Annotated in this window: 21 protein-coding genes; 9 read left to right on the top strand and 12 right to left on the bottom strand. The window is 39.8% G+C overall.

The window, feature by feature from the left end; translation table 11 throughout:
- The first annotated feature begins 49 nt into the window (after window positions 1-49).
- Window positions 50-667 (top strand): recombination protein RecO, encoded by a 618-nt coding sequence (recO, locus tag ACZ48W_RS10635; protein ID WP_464828405.1) that lies wholly within the window; start codon window positions 50-52, stop codon window positions 665-667.
- On the opposite strand, the gene lipA is transcribed toward recO, so the two are convergent.
- The 6 genes from lipA to ACZ48W_RS10605 are packed head-to-tail and all read right to left on the bottom strand — an operon-like array spanning window position 662 to window position 6,588.
- A complete protein-coding gene (gene lipA / locus ACZ48W_RS10630; RefSeq protein ID WP_464828403.1) occupies window positions 662-1,492 on the bottom strand; it encodes a lipoyl synthase in 831 nt (276 codons plus the stop codon). The genes recO and lipA overlap by 6 nt on opposite strands.
- Window positions 1,479-2,063 carry a lipoyl protein ligase domain-containing protein gene (locus ACZ48W_RS10625; RefSeq protein ID WP_464828401.1) on the bottom strand — a complete coding sequence of 195 codons (585 nt, stop codon included), beginning with the start codon at window positions 2,061-2,063 and terminating at the stop codon, window positions 1,479-1,481. The genes lipA and ACZ48W_RS10625 overlap by 14 nt, the downstream gene beginning before the upstream one ends.
- Window positions 2,060-3,376, bottom strand: coding sequence for a dihydrolipoyl dehydrogenase family protein (locus ACZ48W_RS10620; RefSeq protein WP_464828400.1), 1,317 nt, complete (start codon window positions 3,374-3,376; stop codon window positions 2,060-2,062). The genes ACZ48W_RS10625 and ACZ48W_RS10620 overlap by 4 nt, the downstream gene beginning before the upstream one ends.
- The gene (locus tag ACZ48W_RS10615; RefSeq protein ID WP_464828399.1) at window positions 3,377-4,681 is read right to left on the bottom strand and encodes a 2-oxo acid dehydrogenase subunit E2; all 1,305 of its coding nucleotides are present in this window, start codon (window positions 4,679-4,681) and stop codon (window positions 3,377-3,379) included. It lies immediately after the preceding gene.
- A complete protein-coding gene (locus tag ACZ48W_RS10610; protein ID WP_464828398.1) occupies window positions 4,671-5,648 on the bottom strand; it encodes an alpha-ketoacid dehydrogenase subunit beta in 978 nt (325 codons plus the stop codon). Before ACZ48W_RS10610 ends, ACZ48W_RS10615 begins: the two co-directional genes overlap by 11 nt.
- Entirely contained in the window at window positions 5,635-6,588 is a 954-nt protein-coding gene (locus tag ACZ48W_RS10605; protein ID WP_464828396.1) for a thiamine pyrophosphate-dependent dehydrogenase E1 component subunit alpha, read from the bottom strand. The genes ACZ48W_RS10610 and ACZ48W_RS10605 overlap by 14 nt, the downstream gene beginning before the upstream one ends.
- Before the next feature lie 262 nt (window positions 6,589-6,850).
- Here ACZ48W_RS10605 and ACZ48W_RS10600 point away from each other — a divergent pair, with 262 nt between their 5' ends.
- A complete protein-coding gene (locus ACZ48W_RS10600; RefSeq protein WP_464828395.1) occupies window positions 6,851-7,384 on the top strand; it encodes an REP-associated tyrosine transposase in 534 nt (177 codons plus the stop codon).
- 100 nt (window positions 7,385-7,484) lie between these two features.
- Here ACZ48W_RS10600 and ACZ48W_RS10595 read toward each other — a convergent pair whose 3' ends face one another.
- From ACZ48W_RS10595 to ACZ48W_RS10580, 4 genes are all read right to left on the bottom strand, one after another.
- Complete coding sequence (locus ACZ48W_RS10595; RefSeq protein ID WP_464828393.1) at window positions 7,485-8,024, bottom strand: PhnA domain-containing protein; 540 nt, start codon at window positions 8,022-8,024, stop codon at window positions 7,485-7,487.
- A gap of 78 nt (window positions 8,025-8,102) precedes the next feature.
- Window positions 8,103-8,510, bottom strand: a complete 408-nt coding sequence (locus tag ACZ48W_RS10590; protein ID WP_464828391.1) for a protein disulfide oxidoreductase — start codon at window positions 8,508-8,510, stop codon at window positions 8,103-8,105.
- A gap of 83 nt (window positions 8,511-8,593) precedes the next feature.
- Complete coding sequence (locus ACZ48W_RS10585; RefSeq protein ID WP_464828389.1) at window positions 8,594-9,448, bottom strand: fructosamine kinase family protein; 855 nt, start codon at window positions 9,446-9,448, stop codon at window positions 8,594-8,596.
- Window positions 9,449-9,670: a hypothetical protein gene (locus ACZ48W_RS10580; RefSeq protein ID WP_464828387.1), complete on the bottom strand. Its 222-nt coding sequence runs from the start codon at window positions 9,668-9,670 to the stop codon at window positions 9,449-9,451.
- A gap of 102 nt (window positions 9,671-9,772) precedes the next feature.
- On the opposite strand from ACZ48W_RS10580, the gene ACZ48W_RS10575 reads away from it, so the two are divergent.
- Complete coding sequence (locus tag ACZ48W_RS10575) at window positions 9,773-10,159, top strand: cytidine deaminase family protein (RefSeq protein WP_464828385.1); 387 nt, start codon at window positions 9,773-9,775, stop codon at window positions 10,157-10,159.
- Window positions 10,160-10,233: 74 nt separating this feature from the next.
- On the opposite strand, the gene ACZ48W_RS10570 is transcribed toward ACZ48W_RS10575, so the two are convergent.
- Entirely contained in the window at window positions 10,234-11,199 is a 966-nt protein-coding gene (locus ACZ48W_RS10570; protein ID WP_464828383.1) for an AAA family ATPase, read from the bottom strand.
- A 110-nt stretch (window positions 11,200-11,309) separates the two neighbouring features.
- Here ACZ48W_RS10570 and ACZ48W_RS10565 point away from each other — a divergent pair, with 110 nt between their 5' ends.
- The gene (locus tag ACZ48W_RS10565; protein ID WP_464828380.1) at window positions 11,310-11,693 is read left to right on the top strand and encodes a thioredoxin family protein; all 384 of its coding nucleotides are present in this window, start codon (window positions 11,310-11,312) and stop codon (window positions 11,691-11,693) included.
- A 195-nt stretch (window positions 11,694-11,888) separates the two neighbouring features.
- On the opposite strand, the gene ACZ48W_RS10560 is transcribed toward ACZ48W_RS10565, so the two are convergent.
- Window positions 11,889-12,635, bottom strand: coding sequence for a hypothetical protein (locus ACZ48W_RS10560; RefSeq protein WP_464828379.1), 747 nt, complete (start codon window positions 12,633-12,635; stop codon window positions 11,889-11,891).
- A 327-nt stretch (window positions 12,636-12,962) separates the two neighbouring features.
- Between ACZ48W_RS10560 and ACZ48W_RS10555 the strand changes: the two genes are divergently transcribed.
- The 5 genes from ACZ48W_RS10555 to ACZ48W_RS10535 all read left to right on the top strand — a co-directional run bounded on the left by ACZ48W_RS10555 (window position 12,963) and on the right by ACZ48W_RS10535 (window position 17,663).
- Window positions 12,963-13,739, top strand: a complete 777-nt coding sequence (locus ACZ48W_RS10555) for a c-type heme family protein (RefSeq protein WP_464828378.1) — start codon at window positions 12,963-12,965, stop codon at window positions 13,737-13,739.
- 174 nt (window positions 13,740-13,913) lie between these two features.
- On the top strand, window positions 13,914-14,135 hold the full coding sequence (locus ACZ48W_RS10550) for a hypothetical protein (RefSeq protein ID WP_464828376.1): 222 nt from the start codon (window positions 13,914-13,916) through the stop codon (window positions 14,133-14,135).
- A 318-nt stretch (window positions 14,136-14,453) separates the two neighbouring features.
- Entirely contained in the window at window positions 14,454-15,644 is a 1,191-nt protein-coding gene (locus ACZ48W_RS10545; RefSeq protein ID WP_464828375.1) for an ATP-binding protein, read from the top strand.
- A gap of 640 nt (window positions 15,645-16,284) precedes the next feature.
- Complete coding sequence (locus tag ACZ48W_RS10540) at window positions 16,285-17,157, top strand: GIY-YIG nuclease family protein (protein WP_464828374.1); 873 nt, start codon at window positions 16,285-16,287, stop codon at window positions 17,155-17,157.
- An 80-nt stretch (window positions 17,158-17,237) separates the two neighbouring features.
- Window positions 17,238-17,663, top strand: coding sequence for a hypothetical protein (locus ACZ48W_RS10535; protein ID WP_464828373.1), 426 nt, complete (start codon window positions 17,238-17,240; stop codon window positions 17,661-17,663).
- Window positions 17,664-17,678: the final 15 nt, after the last annotated feature.

The raw sequence follows: 17,678 nt of genomic DNA, 5'->3' as shown, positions 1-17,678 counted from the left end.
AATACCCTATAAATGGGGACGATTATACTGAAAAGGTGGTTAAAAAGAGATGAAAGGGTTTGTTCTCAGCATTCGCAAAGCCAAAAATGAAGACAGTATCGCCCTTGTACTCAGTGCTAAAGATGTAAGAACCTATTACCGTTTTTTTGGTGCCAGACACTCCATTTTACAGCTTGGAAACCTGATCGACTTTGAAGTAGAAGGGGAAGGCAGCAGCTTTCTTCCCAGACTCCGATCCCTCTCACACATCGGCTTTCCCTGGCTCTTTGACAAAAACAGACTGCTTCTCTGGCACAACTTCATTAAACGCTTTGAACCGCATCTCAAAGATGCGGAAGAGATAGACTCTTTTTACTATGATCTGCTTCTGAGCGCTGCTAAAAAATGGGACAGACAAAACCCAAAACGTATTGTCTGTGAAAGTTACATCGAACTACTGGAATATGAAGGCAGACTGCATGATGAAGAGAACTGCTACATCTGTGAAAATCCTATAGAAGACCAGATGGCTCTCATGCAGGCCTTCATTCCGGCACACCCCGAATGCCTCTACTCCTCCTCTCTGCCTAAAGAAAAAGTACTTCTATTCTTTAAGAGCAGGAAAACGATCCATCTGGAAGATCATGAAGTGGACTACCTGTTTGATATCGTAATGAAAGGTTTATAAATTCTCCGCAAAATAGGAACTTCTTACCAATATTCCCGAAGCCACTGCTTCATACCCCATCTCTAGAGCCAGTACCCTCATTTTCTCAAAAAATGTTTCAGGATAATACCGTACAACAGGATGATGATCCGGGCTGGGTTGAAGATATTGTCCAAGTGTGAGCTGCGTCACTCCCGCATCCAAAAGATCCTGCATCGTTTCCATCAGCTCCTCTTCACTCTCTCCCAGCCCTGCCATCAATGAAGATTTTACCGGACTCTTGCTGTGCATCGCATAGTAGCGTAATGTCTGCAGTGATCTCTCATAGCTGCTTTGAGGACGTATGACGGCAGAGAGCCTGCGTACCGTCTCTTCATTGTGCGCAAGTTTGTCTGCTTTTGCCTCTATGATAGTATCAAGCGCCCGGGTATCATAGCGGAAGTCAGGGGTCAACAGTTCGATCTTTGTTTCAGGAGATGTATCTCTGATCGCTTTGACACATCGTGCAAAATGAACTGCCCCATGATCCTTAAGATCATCACGATCCACCGACGTGATCACTACATAACGTAGCTGAAGTGCTTTGACTGCCATTGCCAAACGTTCAGGCTCTGTAGGATCAGGGGGCTCTCCTTTACCCGTTTTAACATTGCAAAAACGGCAAGCTCTGGTACAGGTATCACCCAATATCATAAAGGTTGCAGTATCTCTTGCATAGCACTCATTTCGGTTGGGACAGGCTGCCTCTTCACACACTGTTGTCAACCTGCCGGAATCCAGAACATTCTTGATGTGTACCATCTTTTCAGGATCAGGGACTTTGACTTTAGGTTTATAGGGATTCATCAAAAACATCCATAATAGAGGTGATCACCTTTTGGTCTACTGCCTCACCATCTAGGGCTATACCCTCATACTTCAGGGAAGTCGGTATGATACCTTGCAGATCACAGGGAGGTACCTGTGCATGAAAATCCAGATCAACATCGACATTCACAGCTACACCGTGTAAAGATACACCATTTTTATATCGGAATCCGAGTGAAGCGATCTTACGGTTTTCTATGTAGAATCCCGGACTGTTCCGATCATAGAAAATATCTTCCGAGCATTCAGAAAAAAAGTTTTCAAAAACACGAATGACCTTTCGGAAAAAAGAGGCAGGCAGGGGATAGTGAAAACAAAAATAGTAGATATGCTGTCCTTCACTGTGACAGGTAATGGAACCGCCTCTGTCACTTTTAAGCGTCTCTACCTCCCATGACCTTTCCCAGTCGTCACGACCTACAGTAAAGACTTTGGGATGCTGTACCAGAATAAGATGATTCTTCCCGTCTTCACAGGCCGATCGATGTACCTCATCCATCCTTCGCCGTGCTTCTTCATAGCTGCAGCTACCCCATTTATGCAGGATCATAAGCGAAAATAGGCTCTTTCCAAAGCTTCACTGAAAGTAGGATGTGCCATGATGGTCTCCTGTGCCAAATGTGCATCCATTTCTCCGGCAAGTGCCATTGACACCGGTGCGATCAGCTCTTCCGCATCAGGTGCCAGTATCTCAGCACCCAGTATAAAACCTTCCTCATCTGCATACACGATCATGTAACCGTTACTTGCCTGATGAAAAACAGAACCGGTAAAATGCTTTAATGGTACAACACTCTCTTTATACGCAAGCCCTTTCTTCTCAAGCATCTCTCTATGCTGTCCCACGGTTGCATAGCTCATTGGCAAGGTATGGATGAACTTCACAACATGGTCAAGATCCAGTGTTTTAGGTTTTTTACCCAATATTCTCAAAGTCACGTTCAACACCTCTGCTCTTGCCGCATGTGCCAATTGCAATTTACCGTTACAATCCCCTACGGCAAAATGTTTAGCCAGAGTGGTCTCAAAGAACAGATCCGTTTTAATGCCTCTATCTACTGCGATCTCATCTGTTGCAACTACATCAGTATTGGGATGGCGTCCTGTTGCAACAAGCAGCATTTCAAAATAGGTGTCACTTCCGTCTTCAAAACTGATATGTACCCCCCTGTCCGTCTGTTTGGCTTCAGCCACAGGATGATCTTTCAAATAGGTGATATCCAGTTTTTCTATCTCTTTTTCCATCGTACTCTGAATGAGAGGATGGGCATTTTTTAAAAGAGTATCTTTTCGTGATATCAGTGTAACAGTTGTACCTGCCGAGGCAAAAAAACTTGCCATTTCCAGCCCGATAGCACCATCACCGTAAATGGCTATCTCTTTGGGAAGTTCCTGGAGTTCCAATACCTCATCACTTGTAATGATATATTTTCCGTCATAAGCAATTTTCTCAGGGATAAATGGAGAAGAACCTGTCCCTATCACGATATATTCAGCTTCATAGACCTTATCCCCTGCTTTAACCTGATGTGGCGCGACAATACGTCCGGCACCCTCTATCAGTTCTACTTGAGAGCATTGTGCTTTTACCGCTTTGGCAGCAGATACAATGAGTTTTTCTTTTTGGGCTGTGAGTTTTTGCATATCCAGTACAAGATCACCGTCAAACAGACTCTCTTTACTTTGACGGATCGTCTCTGCATAATGCAGGAACATTTTGGAGGGGATACACCCTTTATGCAGACACACACCTCCCAATTGATCCAAAGAACGCTCAATAAGCGCTACCTTCAGACCTTGTTTGGCAGCTATAATTGCACCTGCATAGTTCAATCCGCCTCCGATATAGATAATATCATACATTTAAAATTCCTTGAATAAAGTCGGATCAACAGCCAGAGTTTTCACTGTCTGCATGAACTCAGCTGCCTGATAGCCGTTGATGAGACGATGATCCAGTGTAAGCGTGATACTGATCTTTCCGTCTATGGCTGCACCGATAGCAGCGATACCGCTATCCTGCTGATTGATCATGGCATCAAAACGCTCGATACCCATCATCCCGAGATTAGAAATACCAAAGGTTGATCCTTGCATATCAGACATACGCATAGAAGCATTTTTGGCTTTCTGCTGATAGGTCTTCAATACGTCATCGATCTGTGCCGGGCTCATAAGATCGGCATTTTTGAACACCGGCATATACAAAGAATCGTCATGTGCCATCGCTACAGCAATGGAGGCATTCGGCCATACCTGTATGCCGTTCTCTCCGAGTGTTGAACAGAAAGTCTCATGCCTCATCATTGCTTGGGAGAAGATCTTGATAAGCCATACTGTAATGGAATACACTGTATGGCTTTGCAGTAATTCCGCATCAATACGGTCATAAATGTGATAGACAGGTTTCTGTGCAGCATTTTCCACCGATCTTATCAGTGCTTTACGGAAAGGATCCAATGCTTTGGGAAGAGGAATGTTATGCATCCGGATATACTCCTGGATCTCCGCACTGTCATGTTTTCTGTTCCGATCAAAAAGAGAAGTATCCAAGTGATACTCAGAGAGAAGTTTTAAGGCTTTTGGCGTGAAATAGTGCTTCCTCGTATACGCTTTGATATCCTTCTCATGTGTCGGTACAGGAAGCTTCTTCTGCTCCTGCAATCCTTTAATATCTATATCGTAACGTGCTGCCAGTGCTCTGGCTTTCGCAGAAGCATTCGCATAAACAGGATGTGAAATATCATTTGTGACGAGGAGATGCTCCTGCAGACTTTCTTCTTCTCTGCTTCCTGAAATGCGTTGCGGCTCTTGAGAGTCGTTCTTTCTAAGGGGTTCATGCTTAGGCAACGCTTCGGGTGTTTTCGTTTTTTTCTCTATTTCTTCTTTGACCGGTGCTTTTGTTGTTTCAGCGCTTTTTATCTCATTTGTACCGGTCTCTATGGTAGCGATCACTGTACCCACGGGCACACTCTCTCCCTCCCTGACCCCTATCGTACCTACTCTGCCGTTCCTAAAACTTTGCACCTCCATGATCGCTTTATCCGATTCGACTTCTGCGATCACATCACCTTTATGTACCTCCTCTCCCTCTTTGACCTTCCAGCTGATAAGCTTTCCTTCCTCCATCGAGTCGGAGAGTTGAGGCATCATGATCTCATAAGCCATTTTTTTCTCCCCATGCTATCACATCGTCAGAGATAGAATCCGGTGTCGGTATGGAAGCAAGTTCCAAAGTACGATTATAAGGGATCGGCACATCTTCTCCGGCAATACGAAGCGGTGCAGCATCAAGGGTATAAAAGAGATTTTCAGCAGCCCAACTTATAATCTGTGCACCAAAACCACCTGTTTTATGATCTTCTTCCACCATCACAAGGCGGGACGTTTTTTGGATAGAGGCTTCCAGTGTAGCATAATCCACCGGATTCAGGGAGCAAAGATCGATCACTTCACAGCTGCAATTGAGTGCTGCTTCGATCTGAGATACTGCTTTAAGCACATCATCCACCATTTTCAGATAACTGACAATGGTGATATCTTTCCCCTCTTTACGGATCTGTGCTTTAAACGGATCAAGAGGTACATCGGGATACACTTCACCTTTTTTGTTATAAAGCAACTCATGCTCTATAAAGATCACAGGATCATCCATCATGATCGCTTTTTTCATTGCATGATAAGCATAATTCGGATCAGAAACAGCCCATACGATCAGTCCTGGTACTGCACTCAGCATCTGTTCATAACTTTCAGAATGCTGTGCAGCAAGCTGCTTGCTGACCCCCTGGGGAAATCTCACAACCATGGGAAGGATGATCTTCCCCGCACTCATATAATGCAGTTTTGCCATATGATTCATGATCTGATCGAAAGCAAGCAGAGAGAAATTGGCTGTCATAAGCTCTGCCACAGGACGCAAACCTCCTATGGCCATCCCTACAGCATTTCCTACGATACTCAACTCTGCTATAGGCGTATCAATGACACGCTCTTCACCGTATTTGGCAAAGAGACCTTCCGTAACACGGAAAGCTCCTCCTACCAGCCCTACATCTTCTCCCAGAACAACAACATTTCTGTCCTCTTCCATCATCTCATCAAGTGCTTTATTGAGTGCTTCACGATACAACATGCTGTAACTCCCGGGTAAATGTATATCTTTTCAGATCGGAAATATCCGGTTCAGGAGAGTTAAGGGCAAATGCTACTGCTTCTTCGATCTCTTTTTCCGCTTTGCTTTCAAGTGCTTCCGCCCTCTCCGGATCAAGTCTCTTTTTAAGTGATTCTATAGGATCTTTGGATTTGCAGATATTCATCTCCAGTGCGCTTCTGTAACTGTTGGAGTCACTCATAGAGTGCCCTTCAAAACGGCAGGTCATCGCTTCAACAAAAATAGGGCCATGCCCCTCACTGACATACTGCTGTGCTTTGGAAACTGCTTCATAGACCGCTATGAGATCCATCCCGTTCACTTCCATGATCGGCATATAAGGTTTGGCTTTGTTCGCCTGTTTCTCAAATGGACTCACCCGGTCGATGCGTGTCCCGATAGCATACTGGTTGTTCTCGCACAGGAAGACCAGAGGAAGTTTTTGTGCTGCTGCAATATTAAGCGATTCAAAGAACGCTCCGCCGTTACTCGCTCCGTCACCGAACAGAACCAGCACACCGTATTCACTTCCCTGCAGTTTACGTGCATAGGCACATCCCACTGCATTGGGTAACTGCCCGCCGACAATAGCATCTCCTCCGTAAAAGAAGTGTGAAGGATCAAACAGATGCATTGACCCGCCTCTTCCTTTACTGATACCGGTCACTTTGCCAAAAAGTTCCGCCATGATAGATCCGGGATCGATCCCTCTGGCAAGTGCCAGCACATGTTCACGGTAGGTGGTAAAGACATCTCCTTTTTCAAACGCTTTCATAGAAGCTACACTCAATGCTTCCTGCCCGATATCCAGATGCAGAAAACCTGAAATATTGCCCTGCATATAGTGCTCTTTTGCCGCATACTCAAACTGCCGGCCCAATACCATAAGGTAATAGAGCTCTTCAAGCAATAATTTATCCATTGTAAACCTCACTTTAGTTACGTCTTTTTTTATTATACACACAAATTGGCAGAAATGGAATACAAATGAATTTTATTGAAAAGTTTAGTAGATAAAAATTTGAGGTATGCATGCCCCTCAAAAGAAGTGGCACGAGGAAGTTTCCCTCGTTCCCACGTTGCACGTGGGAATGCATACTGCACTCTAAAAAATCATGACAATATGACATATTTTTACACTCCAATAGTTTCATGAACTATAATACAAGAAAAAAGATAAAATTATGGGAAGAAGTAGATACAAGATATACGAACCAACTCATCCGCACTTTATTACTTGCACAGTCATCAACTGGCTACCTCTTTTCACACGAAAGGAGAGTGCGGAGATACTACTGGAGAGTTTCAGATACCTACAAAAAACTGATGATCTAAAACTCTATGCCTACGTGATACTCGAAAACCATATACATCTCGTAGCCCAAAGCAACGACATCGGTAAAAGCATGGCAAAGTTCAAAAGGCATACAGCCAGACAACTACTCAATCTACTACAGAAAGAGAATATAAAAACCATACTAGACCAACTAACCTTTTACAAAAAGGCTCACAAAGCAGACAGAGAGTATCAATTATGGCAAGAGGGTCTACAACCCAAGCTCATACAGACAGATGCAATGATGATAAGCAAGATAAACTATATCCATCACAACCCTGTCAAGCGCGGATACATAGATGAGGCATCGCATTGGCGATACTCTAGTGCTAGAGATTATGAGGGGATGGATGGGTTGTTGGAGATTGAGCGTTTTTGGTAGTTTGTACTCCCCTATGCATTCCCACGTGCAACGTGGGAACGAGGGAAAATATGTTTTTCTCTGACTGCTATAAAATAACCTTATGCAATAAAAAAAACCTTTACAGTTTCTTCAAAAACTCTGTTTTCAAAAAGATCATCGTTCCGTTCACACGACCCTGAATATGTGTCGGGTCACCCGGTGCCATACGGATATTCTTCACTGTTGTCCCCTGTTTAGCCGTAAAGCCTGCTCCCTTGACCGGCAGGTCTTTGATGATCGTTACGGAGTCACCTTCATTGAGTATGTTCCCGTTGCTGTCTCTTGTGGGCTCTACACTCTCATCTGCCAGCCCTTCTTCTGCCCATGCTCTGACGTCATCTTCAAGGTACATCATATCCAGTTGGTCCTGCGCACCCAGTTTGGTCAACAGTCTGAATGCCATGACCTGCACTGCCGGTTCTGTACTCCACATGCTGTCATGTAAGCAGTTCCAGTGTTTTTCATTCTGCGTAGGATCTTCTATGGAAGCGGCACAGGTACTGCAGATAACGATAGCTTCATCTTTGGGTGCTACGGTATACGCTGTCAAACCTTCTTCTGAACCGCAAAGTTCACACTTACCACCGGATCTCTCCATCAATGCTTTATCTATACTCATTTTGTTTCCTTCTGTATTATTGGTCGTATTTTACTCTTTTTTCATTAAATATCCGTAGGCTGGTTCCTTCCAGCTACTCTACAGAAATCCCAATCTCGCCAACAATCCTGCCGTTGTCGTATAACCTACTTCTGTAAACCTCAGTTCACCTTGACCATCATAGATGTATGTTGTAGGGAAAGCTTCTACTTTAAACTGCCTTGCCCACTTTCCGTCACTGTCATTCAACACTTTAAATGTCAACCCTCTCTCTTTCAAATAGGTTTTTATCTTCTTGTCATCTCCGGAATTGACTGCAATGGTCAGGACTTCATATTTTTTTGATACTGTCTCTATATTTGGTGCTTCAAGTTTACAGGTGGGACACCATGTAGCCCAGAAGTGTATGACCAGAGGTTTACCCTCTTCCACTTTAAATTGACTGCCGTCCAGAAGCACTGCTTCTATATTCGGCAGCCTGGTTTGCACAAGCTCGGGTTTACGCACATAACTTATTATATTAGTTAATATGAATACTGTTGCCATTATTGTGACTATCTCTTTGAATATTGATCTTATATTCCACTTCTTCATGCCTTCAGCCTTTGAAGAAGATTCTCCAGTTGTCCGGCATACGCACCACCGTAAAGTGCTATATGTACCAAAGTCGGATATATTTGATAGAGTGGTACCTTTGTATCATAAAAATCATCACTTAAAGGATGTACGTCTGTATAGGCATTAAAAAATGTCTCACCAAAGGTATTGAACATCAGGATAAACGCCAGTTCCATCTCTCTGTCTCCAAAGTAGAGTGCAGGATCGATCAACACTGCACCTTTAATATTAAACAATATATTACCGCTCCACAGGTCTCCGTGCAGGAGAGAAGGCATGACGGTGCTCATATCAATACGCTTGTAGATGTCTCTGCTTAACCTTTCAAGTCTTTCCATTGTCTGTCTGTCCAATTGTCCCCGGTCATAACAGACTGCTGCCATAGGCATGATACGCATCTGCCCCAGGAAAAGTCCCCAATTGTATTGGGTCTGTTCATTATTTTGCCTGAAAGGTCCAATGGTCGTATCATAATAGTAGCCGTACATACGACTCTCATTTGTCACACTGTGCAGGTCTGCCAATACCTGGGCGGCAGTTCTCTCCTGTATCTCTTTTTCCACTCTCTTCTCTTCTATATATTCTAAAAGCAGATAAGTTTCAGCAGCATCATACACCTTGGGGACAGGTATATCATATTTATTAATATCCTGGAGCATCTTTGCTTCTGTAACAAGTCTGTCCGAGGGTTCTGAAGTTTTAAGTATATAGCTTGACTCTGACGTATCTATTTTATAAATATCCCCTATCTGCCCTTTTGCAAAGAAGTGTATAGTATTGACTTCTTTGTCCAGTTTACGGGAAAGATGCTCTTTGAGTTGATGCATCTAACCCAGGTCCAACCCGTCCCAGAACTCATCATAATCCAGGTTCGTCATGGCATTTTCATCATCCCTGCTCTTCTCCATGAGTTTTTGCTGTTCACTTTCAAAGTACTGTTCCAGTGCTTCTTCCAGTATCGTATTGATATCCTTTTTCAGGATCTCTGAAAAAGCCTGAAGGTTTTCTACTGTAGTCTGTTTCAATTCTATTTTAATATTCTGTTCCATATTGGTATTTTACTATAGAACCTCTGAATAACCTCATCAGCCTGTTTCCTTCTTTTTTGGATTTTGATATACTGTCGTTATTACTGTATCAAGAGGGGTATTATGAACGCAGAAGAGTTAATAGAAGAAGCACGTAAAGTTGTCGGTGAATATACGCTTAGCCGTCCTGATTTTTCTGCAGGAGCCGTTGGTTCTGCCCTTTTAACGGTACAAGGAAATGTGTACACCGGTATCAACATAGAAATAGCCTGCGGCATCGGATTTTGTGCAGAGCATTCAGCCATTGCTGAAATGTTAAAACATCGGGAAACACAGATCGAAATGATCGTTGCCATACATTTGGATTCTATTATCGCACCATGCGGACGCTGCAGGGAACTTATGTTTCAGATCGACTGCAAAAATATAGATACAAAGGTCTATGTATCCGAAGAGAAATACATGACACTGGATGAACTCTTGCCTAACCGCTGGGAACCCAGTATTTAGTCAAGGTCATTTTTCAGCCACTTTTTTCTTCATATACATACAGATACATCATTTATACTGCACCATACAAATCACTATTTTGGCAACGGAACCTGTTTTAAAATAATATCTACAACTTCATCGATCTGTACATTGTTAAAACGTGAATGCTTGCTTATGATCAAACGGTGGCGAAAAATATCATGAATAACAGCTTGCACATCTTCAACTGTTACCTGTGTTCTTCCCCTCATCCATGCATGTACCTGTGCACACTGGGTCAGTGCCAAAGATCCTCTCGGACTGACCCCGACATCGATCATGACTTCAAGCTGTTTGCTGTAGCGAAGCGGATAGCGTGTTGAGAATACCAGCTCAACAATATAATGTCCGATCTCATCACTGAGTTCTACCTGTGCGACTTCATCACGTGCCGCAAAGATCATCTCCTGGGAGATCTTTGTTTTCTGTTGTTTCTCTTTATGTTTCTCTTCCTGCACCATCTTGATCATTTTGAATTCAGATTCCATATTGACATAGGTGATCTCTACATGCATCAGAAACCGGTCTTTCTGTGCTTCTGATAGAGGATAGGTACCCTCTTGTTCTATGGGGTTCTGCGTTGCCATCACAATGAACAGTTTGGGAAGTTTATGTGTTTGTCCTGCCACTGTCACCTGTCGTTCTTCCATAGCTTCAAGCATGGCAGACTGTACCTTTGCAGGAGCACGGTTGATCTCATCTGCCAATATGATATTTCCAAATATAGGACCTTCGTGAAAACGGAAGATATGCTTTCCGTTCTCTTCATATATCAGTTCCTGCCCTGTAACATCCGAAGGATGCAGGTCCGGGGTGAATTGTATACGGGAAAATTTGGCATCGATCACATCTGCCATTGCACGTACGGCTCTGGTCTTTGCCAGTCCCGGCAGTCCTTCCACAATCAGGTTGCCATCAGCAAGCAGTCCCATAACGAATCTCTCGACAATGTGTTCCTGCCCTATGATCTCTTCATTCATTCTCTCTAATAATATTTTAATGGATTCTCTGGGTGTCATGTTTCACCTTTTCATTATGTTAAACAAAGTTCTTTATTCTACTTGTTTATTGTCGTATTTTTGCTTATTATCACATAATATCTTCAAGCTAAATATAGATACAATGCTTCATGGAACTTACAGATAAAAATTATGAAAAGATCATCAAGAACAATGAACAACCTGTCTTTATAGACTTCTACTCCCCTACCTGCGGTCCTTGCCAAAGGTTGACACAGCTTATAGATGAGAGGCTTGAAAAGTATGGAGAGGAGAATGGTATACCTGTTGTAAAGTGTGACGTAAGCAGAAACCCGAAACTGGCTCAGGCTTTCAAGATACAGTCCGTACCGTTCACCATTGTTGTCATGCCAAACGAAAAACTCAAATACCCGGAACTTGGGTTGAAAGATGAAGCGTATTATTTCAATTTGATCGATAAACTGGCGAGGAAAGGGTCGTTCTTTTCTAGATTGTTTTCAAACATAGCTGGAAGTTTAAACTCTCTGCAGTAAGTTTCAATCTCTCTTTGAGTAAAGCATAAATTTGGTATCTTTCTTCTTGGGTCAAACGATGATATTTCATATGCAACCTTTTAAATGTCAGAAGTTTAAAGGTCTTTTATATCATCTTTGACCTTATCTCTTCTATTTTTAAAGTGTTGCACTAGCTCGTTGAATTCAGGTTATCATGCATTTTAAAGGATAGTATTATTTTGTAAATATGGCTTCTTCAATGATGACTTTATAAAAGTATCCACTACCAAAATCTTTGTTCTTTACTAGCTTTCCTTTGGCTGTGACATTTTCACCTATGTACATATCGGCAGATTGTGTTGTTAGCGTAAGATCATTAGTCTCATGGGTCTCACTGCCAGTGCCATCACTCAGATGCACCCAGTCTTTCCCCATAATACCTTTGGATACTTTTGAGACTTTTCCTCTGATTGTTATGGTCTGACCATTTAGATTTTCACTAAAGGCATATAGTTCCTCTACCGTATAGCTATCTTTCTTACTAAATGCCTTTGGTGCTTTTTTTACTTCTTCAATAGTGTTTTTAGGTCTGTTGTTTGTCTGATTAACTATACTACTTGGAATTTCTACTTTTTTCTTAAGTAATTCTACTTTGGATGCAAAAATAATCTCCTTAAACTCTCTGTTGAGTAGTTTACTTTTATAATTCTTCATTATGGTTCTTGTGTCGTACCCGATCATGTCGCCTACAGAAGCCTCTACAGGCACTGGCACATCCATAATGCCCACCCATGCTTCATTACCATTTTCTTCCACTTTAAGATATTTGAATCCAGGTACTGCTATAACCTCCAGTACCTTTCCATAGCTCATCTGTACATTCAGAGTGCTATTTTTTCCGCCATGCATATCGATTTTGCCCTGCTCGGCATAAAGTAGGGTTCCTAGAGCAAGTACGATTAGTGAGTATTTGAGTTTCATGTTGGTTTCTCCCGATGTTTTATGATGTCATTATAAGCAATTACTATGAAGAACCTGCTTATGGTCAAATCTAATGCCAAGTCAAACTTGTCAACCGTTCAAGAATTTCAGAGCCAAAATTTAGAGAAATAGTTAAACTATTCTCTCTTGATTTAGAAGCAGATCACACTGCTCAGATAACAGGTCTTAGTCTCAATACAATCAATAAGTACTATAAGACTTTCAGAGAAAGAATTATTCACATTTGTAATCAAAATTCTCCTTTCTATGGTAAAATAGACCTAAGAAGTATTTCTTGATTATATTTATAGTAAATAGGAGAAACAGATGAAAACAATATTCTATACGATGTTCGCATATGCAATGATGGGTGTAGTTGTCCCCGTATACAGCGGTACACCCTACCACACACCTGGAGGACAAATTGAATATAATTTTTTTACAAAATTTACAGAACAAGAGGCAAAAGAAGTTGCTGAAATGTTGGCACGTGCTACAGAAGCAGGTCGGACAGCGATACTTACGCATCTACCAAGAATATTGGATCCAAAGATAGGAGACAAAGGTATCAGACCAGATAATTTTGAAAAACTCCTAAGAAGTTTATTGGCAGAAGCCATACCAAAATTGACTCCGGTACAGAAAAAAATGTTAGATAAATATATGGAAGCTAGTGGAATGGTTATTTCCTTTAATCAAGATAGACTCAATGTCAAAGGTGTTGGATTTAAATATGTTCTGCCTGCTAGTTGGGCAAAAGAAACCAATATGATATTCAGAGCAATGACAGGTATTCCTATTAAGCAGTCTGGTCCTTTTTACAGAATTCCTACGAGTATACCAGATGTATTTGAAACGGAGGTAATCGCCAAATTTAGCAAAAAAGATTATTCTAAACAACCGTATGGAGAGTTTGGTGCCATAGGTACTATTGGCAAACAAAAAGTGTATCGCCAAGTGATACCAGTCGTTGCCAATATCCCCCTTTGTCTAAAGTGTCATGGTGAGGAGAAGGGTTCTCTGGATATTCTTGGTTACAAAAAGGAAGGATTGAAATTAAATGCTCTTCGCGGAATTATTAGTGTTGCAGTTCCCATTAAGTAAAACCATATAGTATATCTCGCACATCTTTTATCCTGAGCCTTGGATATCAAGATAATCACATATCAAAAGAATATACAGACCTGCATTGAATTTCTCAAAATTTTCTAAGAACAAAGAAAGTATAAAGTAATTCCAAAATAAACATTTATACAACATGATAAGGGCAAGATAATTATGGATTTACCCAAAAACCTCCTAGATGAGATGAAAGAAGAAACCAATAAGCGACTAGATGACTGGAATGAAAAGAAAAAAGAAATAACAAATAAAACTCATCCTGTTAATAAAACTGATGTTAAACAAAGTTCTTTATTCTACTTGTTTATTGTCGTATTTTTGCTTATAAAAATTATGAAAAGATCATCAAGAACAATGAAGCATACTATTTCAATTTGATCGATAAACTGGCGGAGAAAGGATCGTTTTTTTCGAGGTTGTTTTCGTAATCATATATACTCTCCCTTTTGTTCCCATGCTTTGCGTGGGAACGAAAAAAAATATCTCAAATTGTAATATTTTTAGAAGTATCATATTGAGGATAATGTTATGACTGCCTATGCATTCCACCTTCGGAGAGGTTGAACGAGAAAAGAATTACACTTTGGATTTAAATCCATATACTGAATATGGACTTTAAATTCTTTATTAATTTATTTAAAGTTAATTTTAAATAAATGATGTATAATTTTATAAAATTAAAAATAGACTTTAAATATGATAAAGTATATACAAAATAAACAAATAAGACTTATATCTTCCATCTCTTTAAACTTCACACGTGACAAATATTTAGGAAAGCTCATCTCTAAAAATCGCTTGGTTGGTCTGATAGGACAACGGGGTGTGGGTAAAACTACCCTACTCCTGCAATACCTAAAACAAAACTTTAAAGCCACAGAGTATCTCTACTTTTCTGCAGATGATATTTACATCATAAACAGCTCTATCTATGACATTGCAACAGAGTTTGTACGCTTGGGTGGGAAGGTTATAGTCATAGATGAGATACATAAGTATAAGAACTGGGCTTTAGAACTTAAAAGCATCTACGACTCTTTTCCTGACCTTTTGGTACGATTTTCGGGAAGTTCGATGCTAAATATACTTAATGAAAAGTATGATTTAAGCAGACGTGCTGTTATCTCCTATGTAACACCTCTGAGCTTTAGAGAGTACCTTAAGCTCTCAGCAGATATCATACTGCCCACTTTAACGCTAGATGAAATACTCAGCAATGCGTCTGAACTCTCTTCTACTTTAGCCCTGGAAAACCCTGAACTTTACAAAAACTTTTTAAAATATTTACAAATTGGTTTTTATCCGTTTTTCATAGAAGATGAAGTGGAATACAAAAACAAACTTTTTAATGCCCTTGACAAAATTATTGCAGAAGATATTCCTTCTCTCAATAAGATAGACTATACACACTTAAGTATTTTCAAAAAGTTCATAGCAAAACTTATCTACTCCCGTGTACCTTATAAAGTCAATATTACTGCTTTATGCAAAGAGTTTGAAGTTTCCCATCCTACTTTGGCTACCTACATAAATATTTTAGAGGAGACAAAAATCATCCGTCCTATACGAAAATTCTCAACAAATATCTCCAAAAAACCCGAAAAACTTCTCTTTTCAAATACTAATATACTCTATACCTATGCCGATGAATTTAGCATAGAAGTAGATATAGGTACAGTACGTGAAACTTTTTTTGCATCTTGCTTTGAGAACATTTACTACAGTGATATTGGTGATTTCAGAGTTGGCGAACACATTTTTAAGATAGGTGGGGAAAATAAATCTTTTAAACAAATAAAAGATATACCACATAGTTATGTTGTAGATACAGATTATACGATGGAGACGAACAAGATACCTATGTGGCTCTTTGGGTTAATGGTCTAATAAGCTCTTACTTATCCGGGAGAAGATATCAAATGTTTCTCGCACCACCTACTTCCCAAACAAATAGATCAGTTCCGGAAACATCACAATGATCCCCAAAGCCAATACATTCCTCGTCCCCAAGCTCCAGAGACTGTGAAAGAACTAGGTACCCCGGAAGTGAAGGCTTCAGCCTCACCCAAATATTTGCATATTTTTAGGTTATTTTGACAGAAAAAGCAATATTTTCCATTAAATACAAACTTTTTTAGGCAAAAAAGCTTTTTGGTGGGACTGAAGTCTCCACTTCCATGGGTTCTTTCACAGTCTCCGGAGAGGTACAAACGAGAAAGCGTATCTTCTCTCTTACAATCTCTAATAGTTTCTTCTTTGGTTGTTGCATATCTACCTCCAAACTTTAAAAGGACAAAATGTCTGTTAATTCCCGAAATCAACAATTAACGGAACACTTTCTCCTATTAATGTCTAATATCCTGCAAAAAGGACATTAGAAATTTTTATAATTTTTTGTATTTTGCCAAAAACATCATATTTCATCATTATCAAGACATTTTTGATATACTCTTAATACAAAAATAATGTAATAGCAGGACAAAGTGTTCGTTGAATAAATAGTTAGCTTACATAAAATTGGAGTATTATGACAGGAAAAGTATTCGCTAAAACAATCAAACTATTTTTATTAGATGGAACTCCAAATGGAAGAATGACATGTGAGCTTTCAAATTGGACGGGTAAAGCATACAAATTACCAAGAAATATGATTAAAGATAGCTCTAGCAGAGAAGAACTATCAAGCACGGGTGTATATTTTTTGTTTGGAAAACCCGATATGACATCTGAAAAAGATGTCATATATATTGGAGAAGCAGAGAATATAATAAAAAGGCTTTCTCAACATCTTAATGAAAAAGATTATTGGAATGAAGCTGTTGTTCTCATAAGTAAAGATGACAACCTAAATAAAGCCCACATAAAATATTTAGAAAATAGACTACACCAAATAGCTGTTAAGGTTAATCGCTATGAAGTAAAAAATAGTAATACACCAACTCAACCTTCAATCTCTGAATCTGACCAAGCAGAAATGGAAGAATTTATTGAAAATATTAAAATGCTTGTAAATGTCTTAGGGTTTAAAGCTTTTGAAGAGTTAATTCAGGAACCAACCAATGATAAAAAAGTTAGTTCAAACTTTTTTATTAAAGCTGCGAGAGGTGCAAATGCGCAAGGACAACAAACATCTGACGGATTTGTTGTCCTCAAAGATTCTGAGATAGCTTCATCAACAGTTGATTCTTATCCTGATGGTTGGAAAAATTCAAGACGAGAATTAATTAACAATGGAACTATTATTGAAAAAAATGGAAAATTAGTTTTTTCTAACGATTATTTATTTAATAGTCCATCTGCTGCAGCTGCGATTGTTATGGGAAGAAGTGCAAATGGTTTGATGGAATGGAAGAACAACAAAGGTAAAAGCTTAAAAGACATGGAAAGTGTTAAAAGCTAACAAAACATAGTAGCCAATAAATTACCTAACGGCAATTTATTGGGCTATACTCAGCCGTTATCTAATGAATAGAGGATTCAATGGAATATATTAAATTCAAAGGTTTACCAGATGAAATAGCTCAAAATGCATATGATAAAGGCCATTTCATGGAAGCAATTCAGCATTTACATGGTTTTATTGAAAATCAAGCGAGTTCCTATTTAATGTTATTTGGTTGTGTTCATTATGATTCTAAACAAGAAGATGTTTGGGATTTATCAGATGAACTATCATTTGTAAATGTACTAAAGGTTCTTAGAATATTAAATCAGATAAATCAAAAGGAATATTTACAATTTAAAAAATTCAATTCTTTAAGAAATAAAATTATTCATCAATATTATAAAGAACCTTATGAAAAAGTATATTTAGGAGTACCAAAAAGAGAATATGATGAAGTATTTCAGGAAACAATAAAACAAATTTATTTTTTTACAGAAAAATCTGAATCATTACCAATATAGATAACAAAACATAGT

The sequence above is a fragment of the Sulfurovum aggregans genome (assembly GCF_055385215.1).
The sequence above is the reverse complement of the archived record's forward strand: the minus strand, read 5'-3'. Positions and strand labels throughout refer to the sequence as shown.

Coding starts and splice junctions, on each gene's coding strand:
- ACZ48W_RS10535 (WP_464828373.1), top strand. CDS start 17,238: ATGGAATATATTAAATTCAAAGGTTTACCAGATGAAATAGCTCAAAAT.
- ACZ48W_RS10555 (WP_464828378.1), top strand. CDS start 12,963: ATGAAAACAATATTCTATACGATGTTCGCATATGCAATGATGGGTGTA.
- ACZ48W_RS10600 (WP_464828395.1), top strand. CDS start 6,851: ATGGGAAGAAGTAGATACAAGATATACGAACCAACTCATCCGCACTTT.
- ACZ48W_RS10580 (WP_464828387.1), bottom strand. CDS start 9,670: ATGGAACAGAATATTAAAATAGAATTGAAACAGACTACAGTAGAAAAC.
- ACZ48W_RS10570 (WP_464828383.1), bottom strand. CDS start 11,199: ATGACACCCAGAGAATCCATTAAAATATTATTAGAGAGAATGAATGAA.
- ACZ48W_RS10575 (WP_464828385.1), top strand. CDS start 9,773: ATGAACGCAGAAGAGTTAATAGAAGAAGCACGTAAAGTTGTCGGTGAA.
- recO (WP_464828405.1), top strand. CDS start 50: ATGAAAGGGTTTGTTCTCAGCATTCGCAAAGCCAAAAATGAAGACAGT.
- ACZ48W_RS10605 (WP_464828396.1), bottom strand. CDS start 6,588: ATGGATAAATTATTGCTTGAAGAGCTCTATTACCTTATGGTATTGGGC.
- ACZ48W_RS10550 (WP_464828376.1), top strand. CDS start 13,914: ATGGATTTACCCAAAAACCTCCTAGATGAGATGAAAGAAGAAACCAAT.
- ACZ48W_RS10625 (WP_464828401.1), bottom strand. CDS start 2,063: ATGATCCTGCATAAATGGGGTAGCTGCAGCTATGAAGAAGCACGGCGA.
- lipA (WP_464828403.1), bottom strand. CDS start 1,492: ATGAATCCCTATAAACCTAAAGTCAAAGTCCCTGATCCTGAAAAGATG.
- ACZ48W_RS10585 (WP_464828389.1), bottom strand. CDS start 9,448: ATGCATCAACTCAAAGAGCATCTTTCCCGTAAACTGGACAAAGAAGTC.
- ACZ48W_RS10540 (WP_464828374.1), top strand. CDS start 16,285: ATGACAGGAAAAGTATTCGCTAAAACAATCAAACTATTTTTATTAGAT.
- ACZ48W_RS10565 (WP_464828380.1), top strand. CDS start 11,310: ATGGAACTTACAGATAAAAATTATGAAAAGATCATCAAGAACAATGAA.
- ACZ48W_RS10595 (WP_464828393.1), bottom strand. CDS start 8,024: ATGAGTATAGATAAAGCATTGATGGAGAGATCCGGTGGTAAGTGTGAA.
- ACZ48W_RS10545 (WP_464828375.1), top strand. CDS start 14,454: ATGATAAAGTATATACAAAATAAACAAATAAGACTTATATCTTCCATC.
- ACZ48W_RS10610 (WP_464828398.1), bottom strand. CDS start 5,648: ATGTTGTATCGTGAAGCACTCAATAAAGCACTTGATGAGATGATGGAA.
- ACZ48W_RS10615 (WP_464828399.1), bottom strand. CDS start 4,681: ATGGCTTATGAGATCATGATGCCTCAACTCTCCGACTCGATGGAGGAA.
- ACZ48W_RS10560 (WP_464828379.1), bottom strand. CDS start 12,635: ATGAAACTCAAATACTCACTAATCGTACTTGCTCTAGGAACCCTACTT.
- ACZ48W_RS10620 (WP_464828400.1), bottom strand. CDS start 3,376: ATGTATGATATTATCTATATCGGAGGCGGATTGAACTATGCAGGTGCA.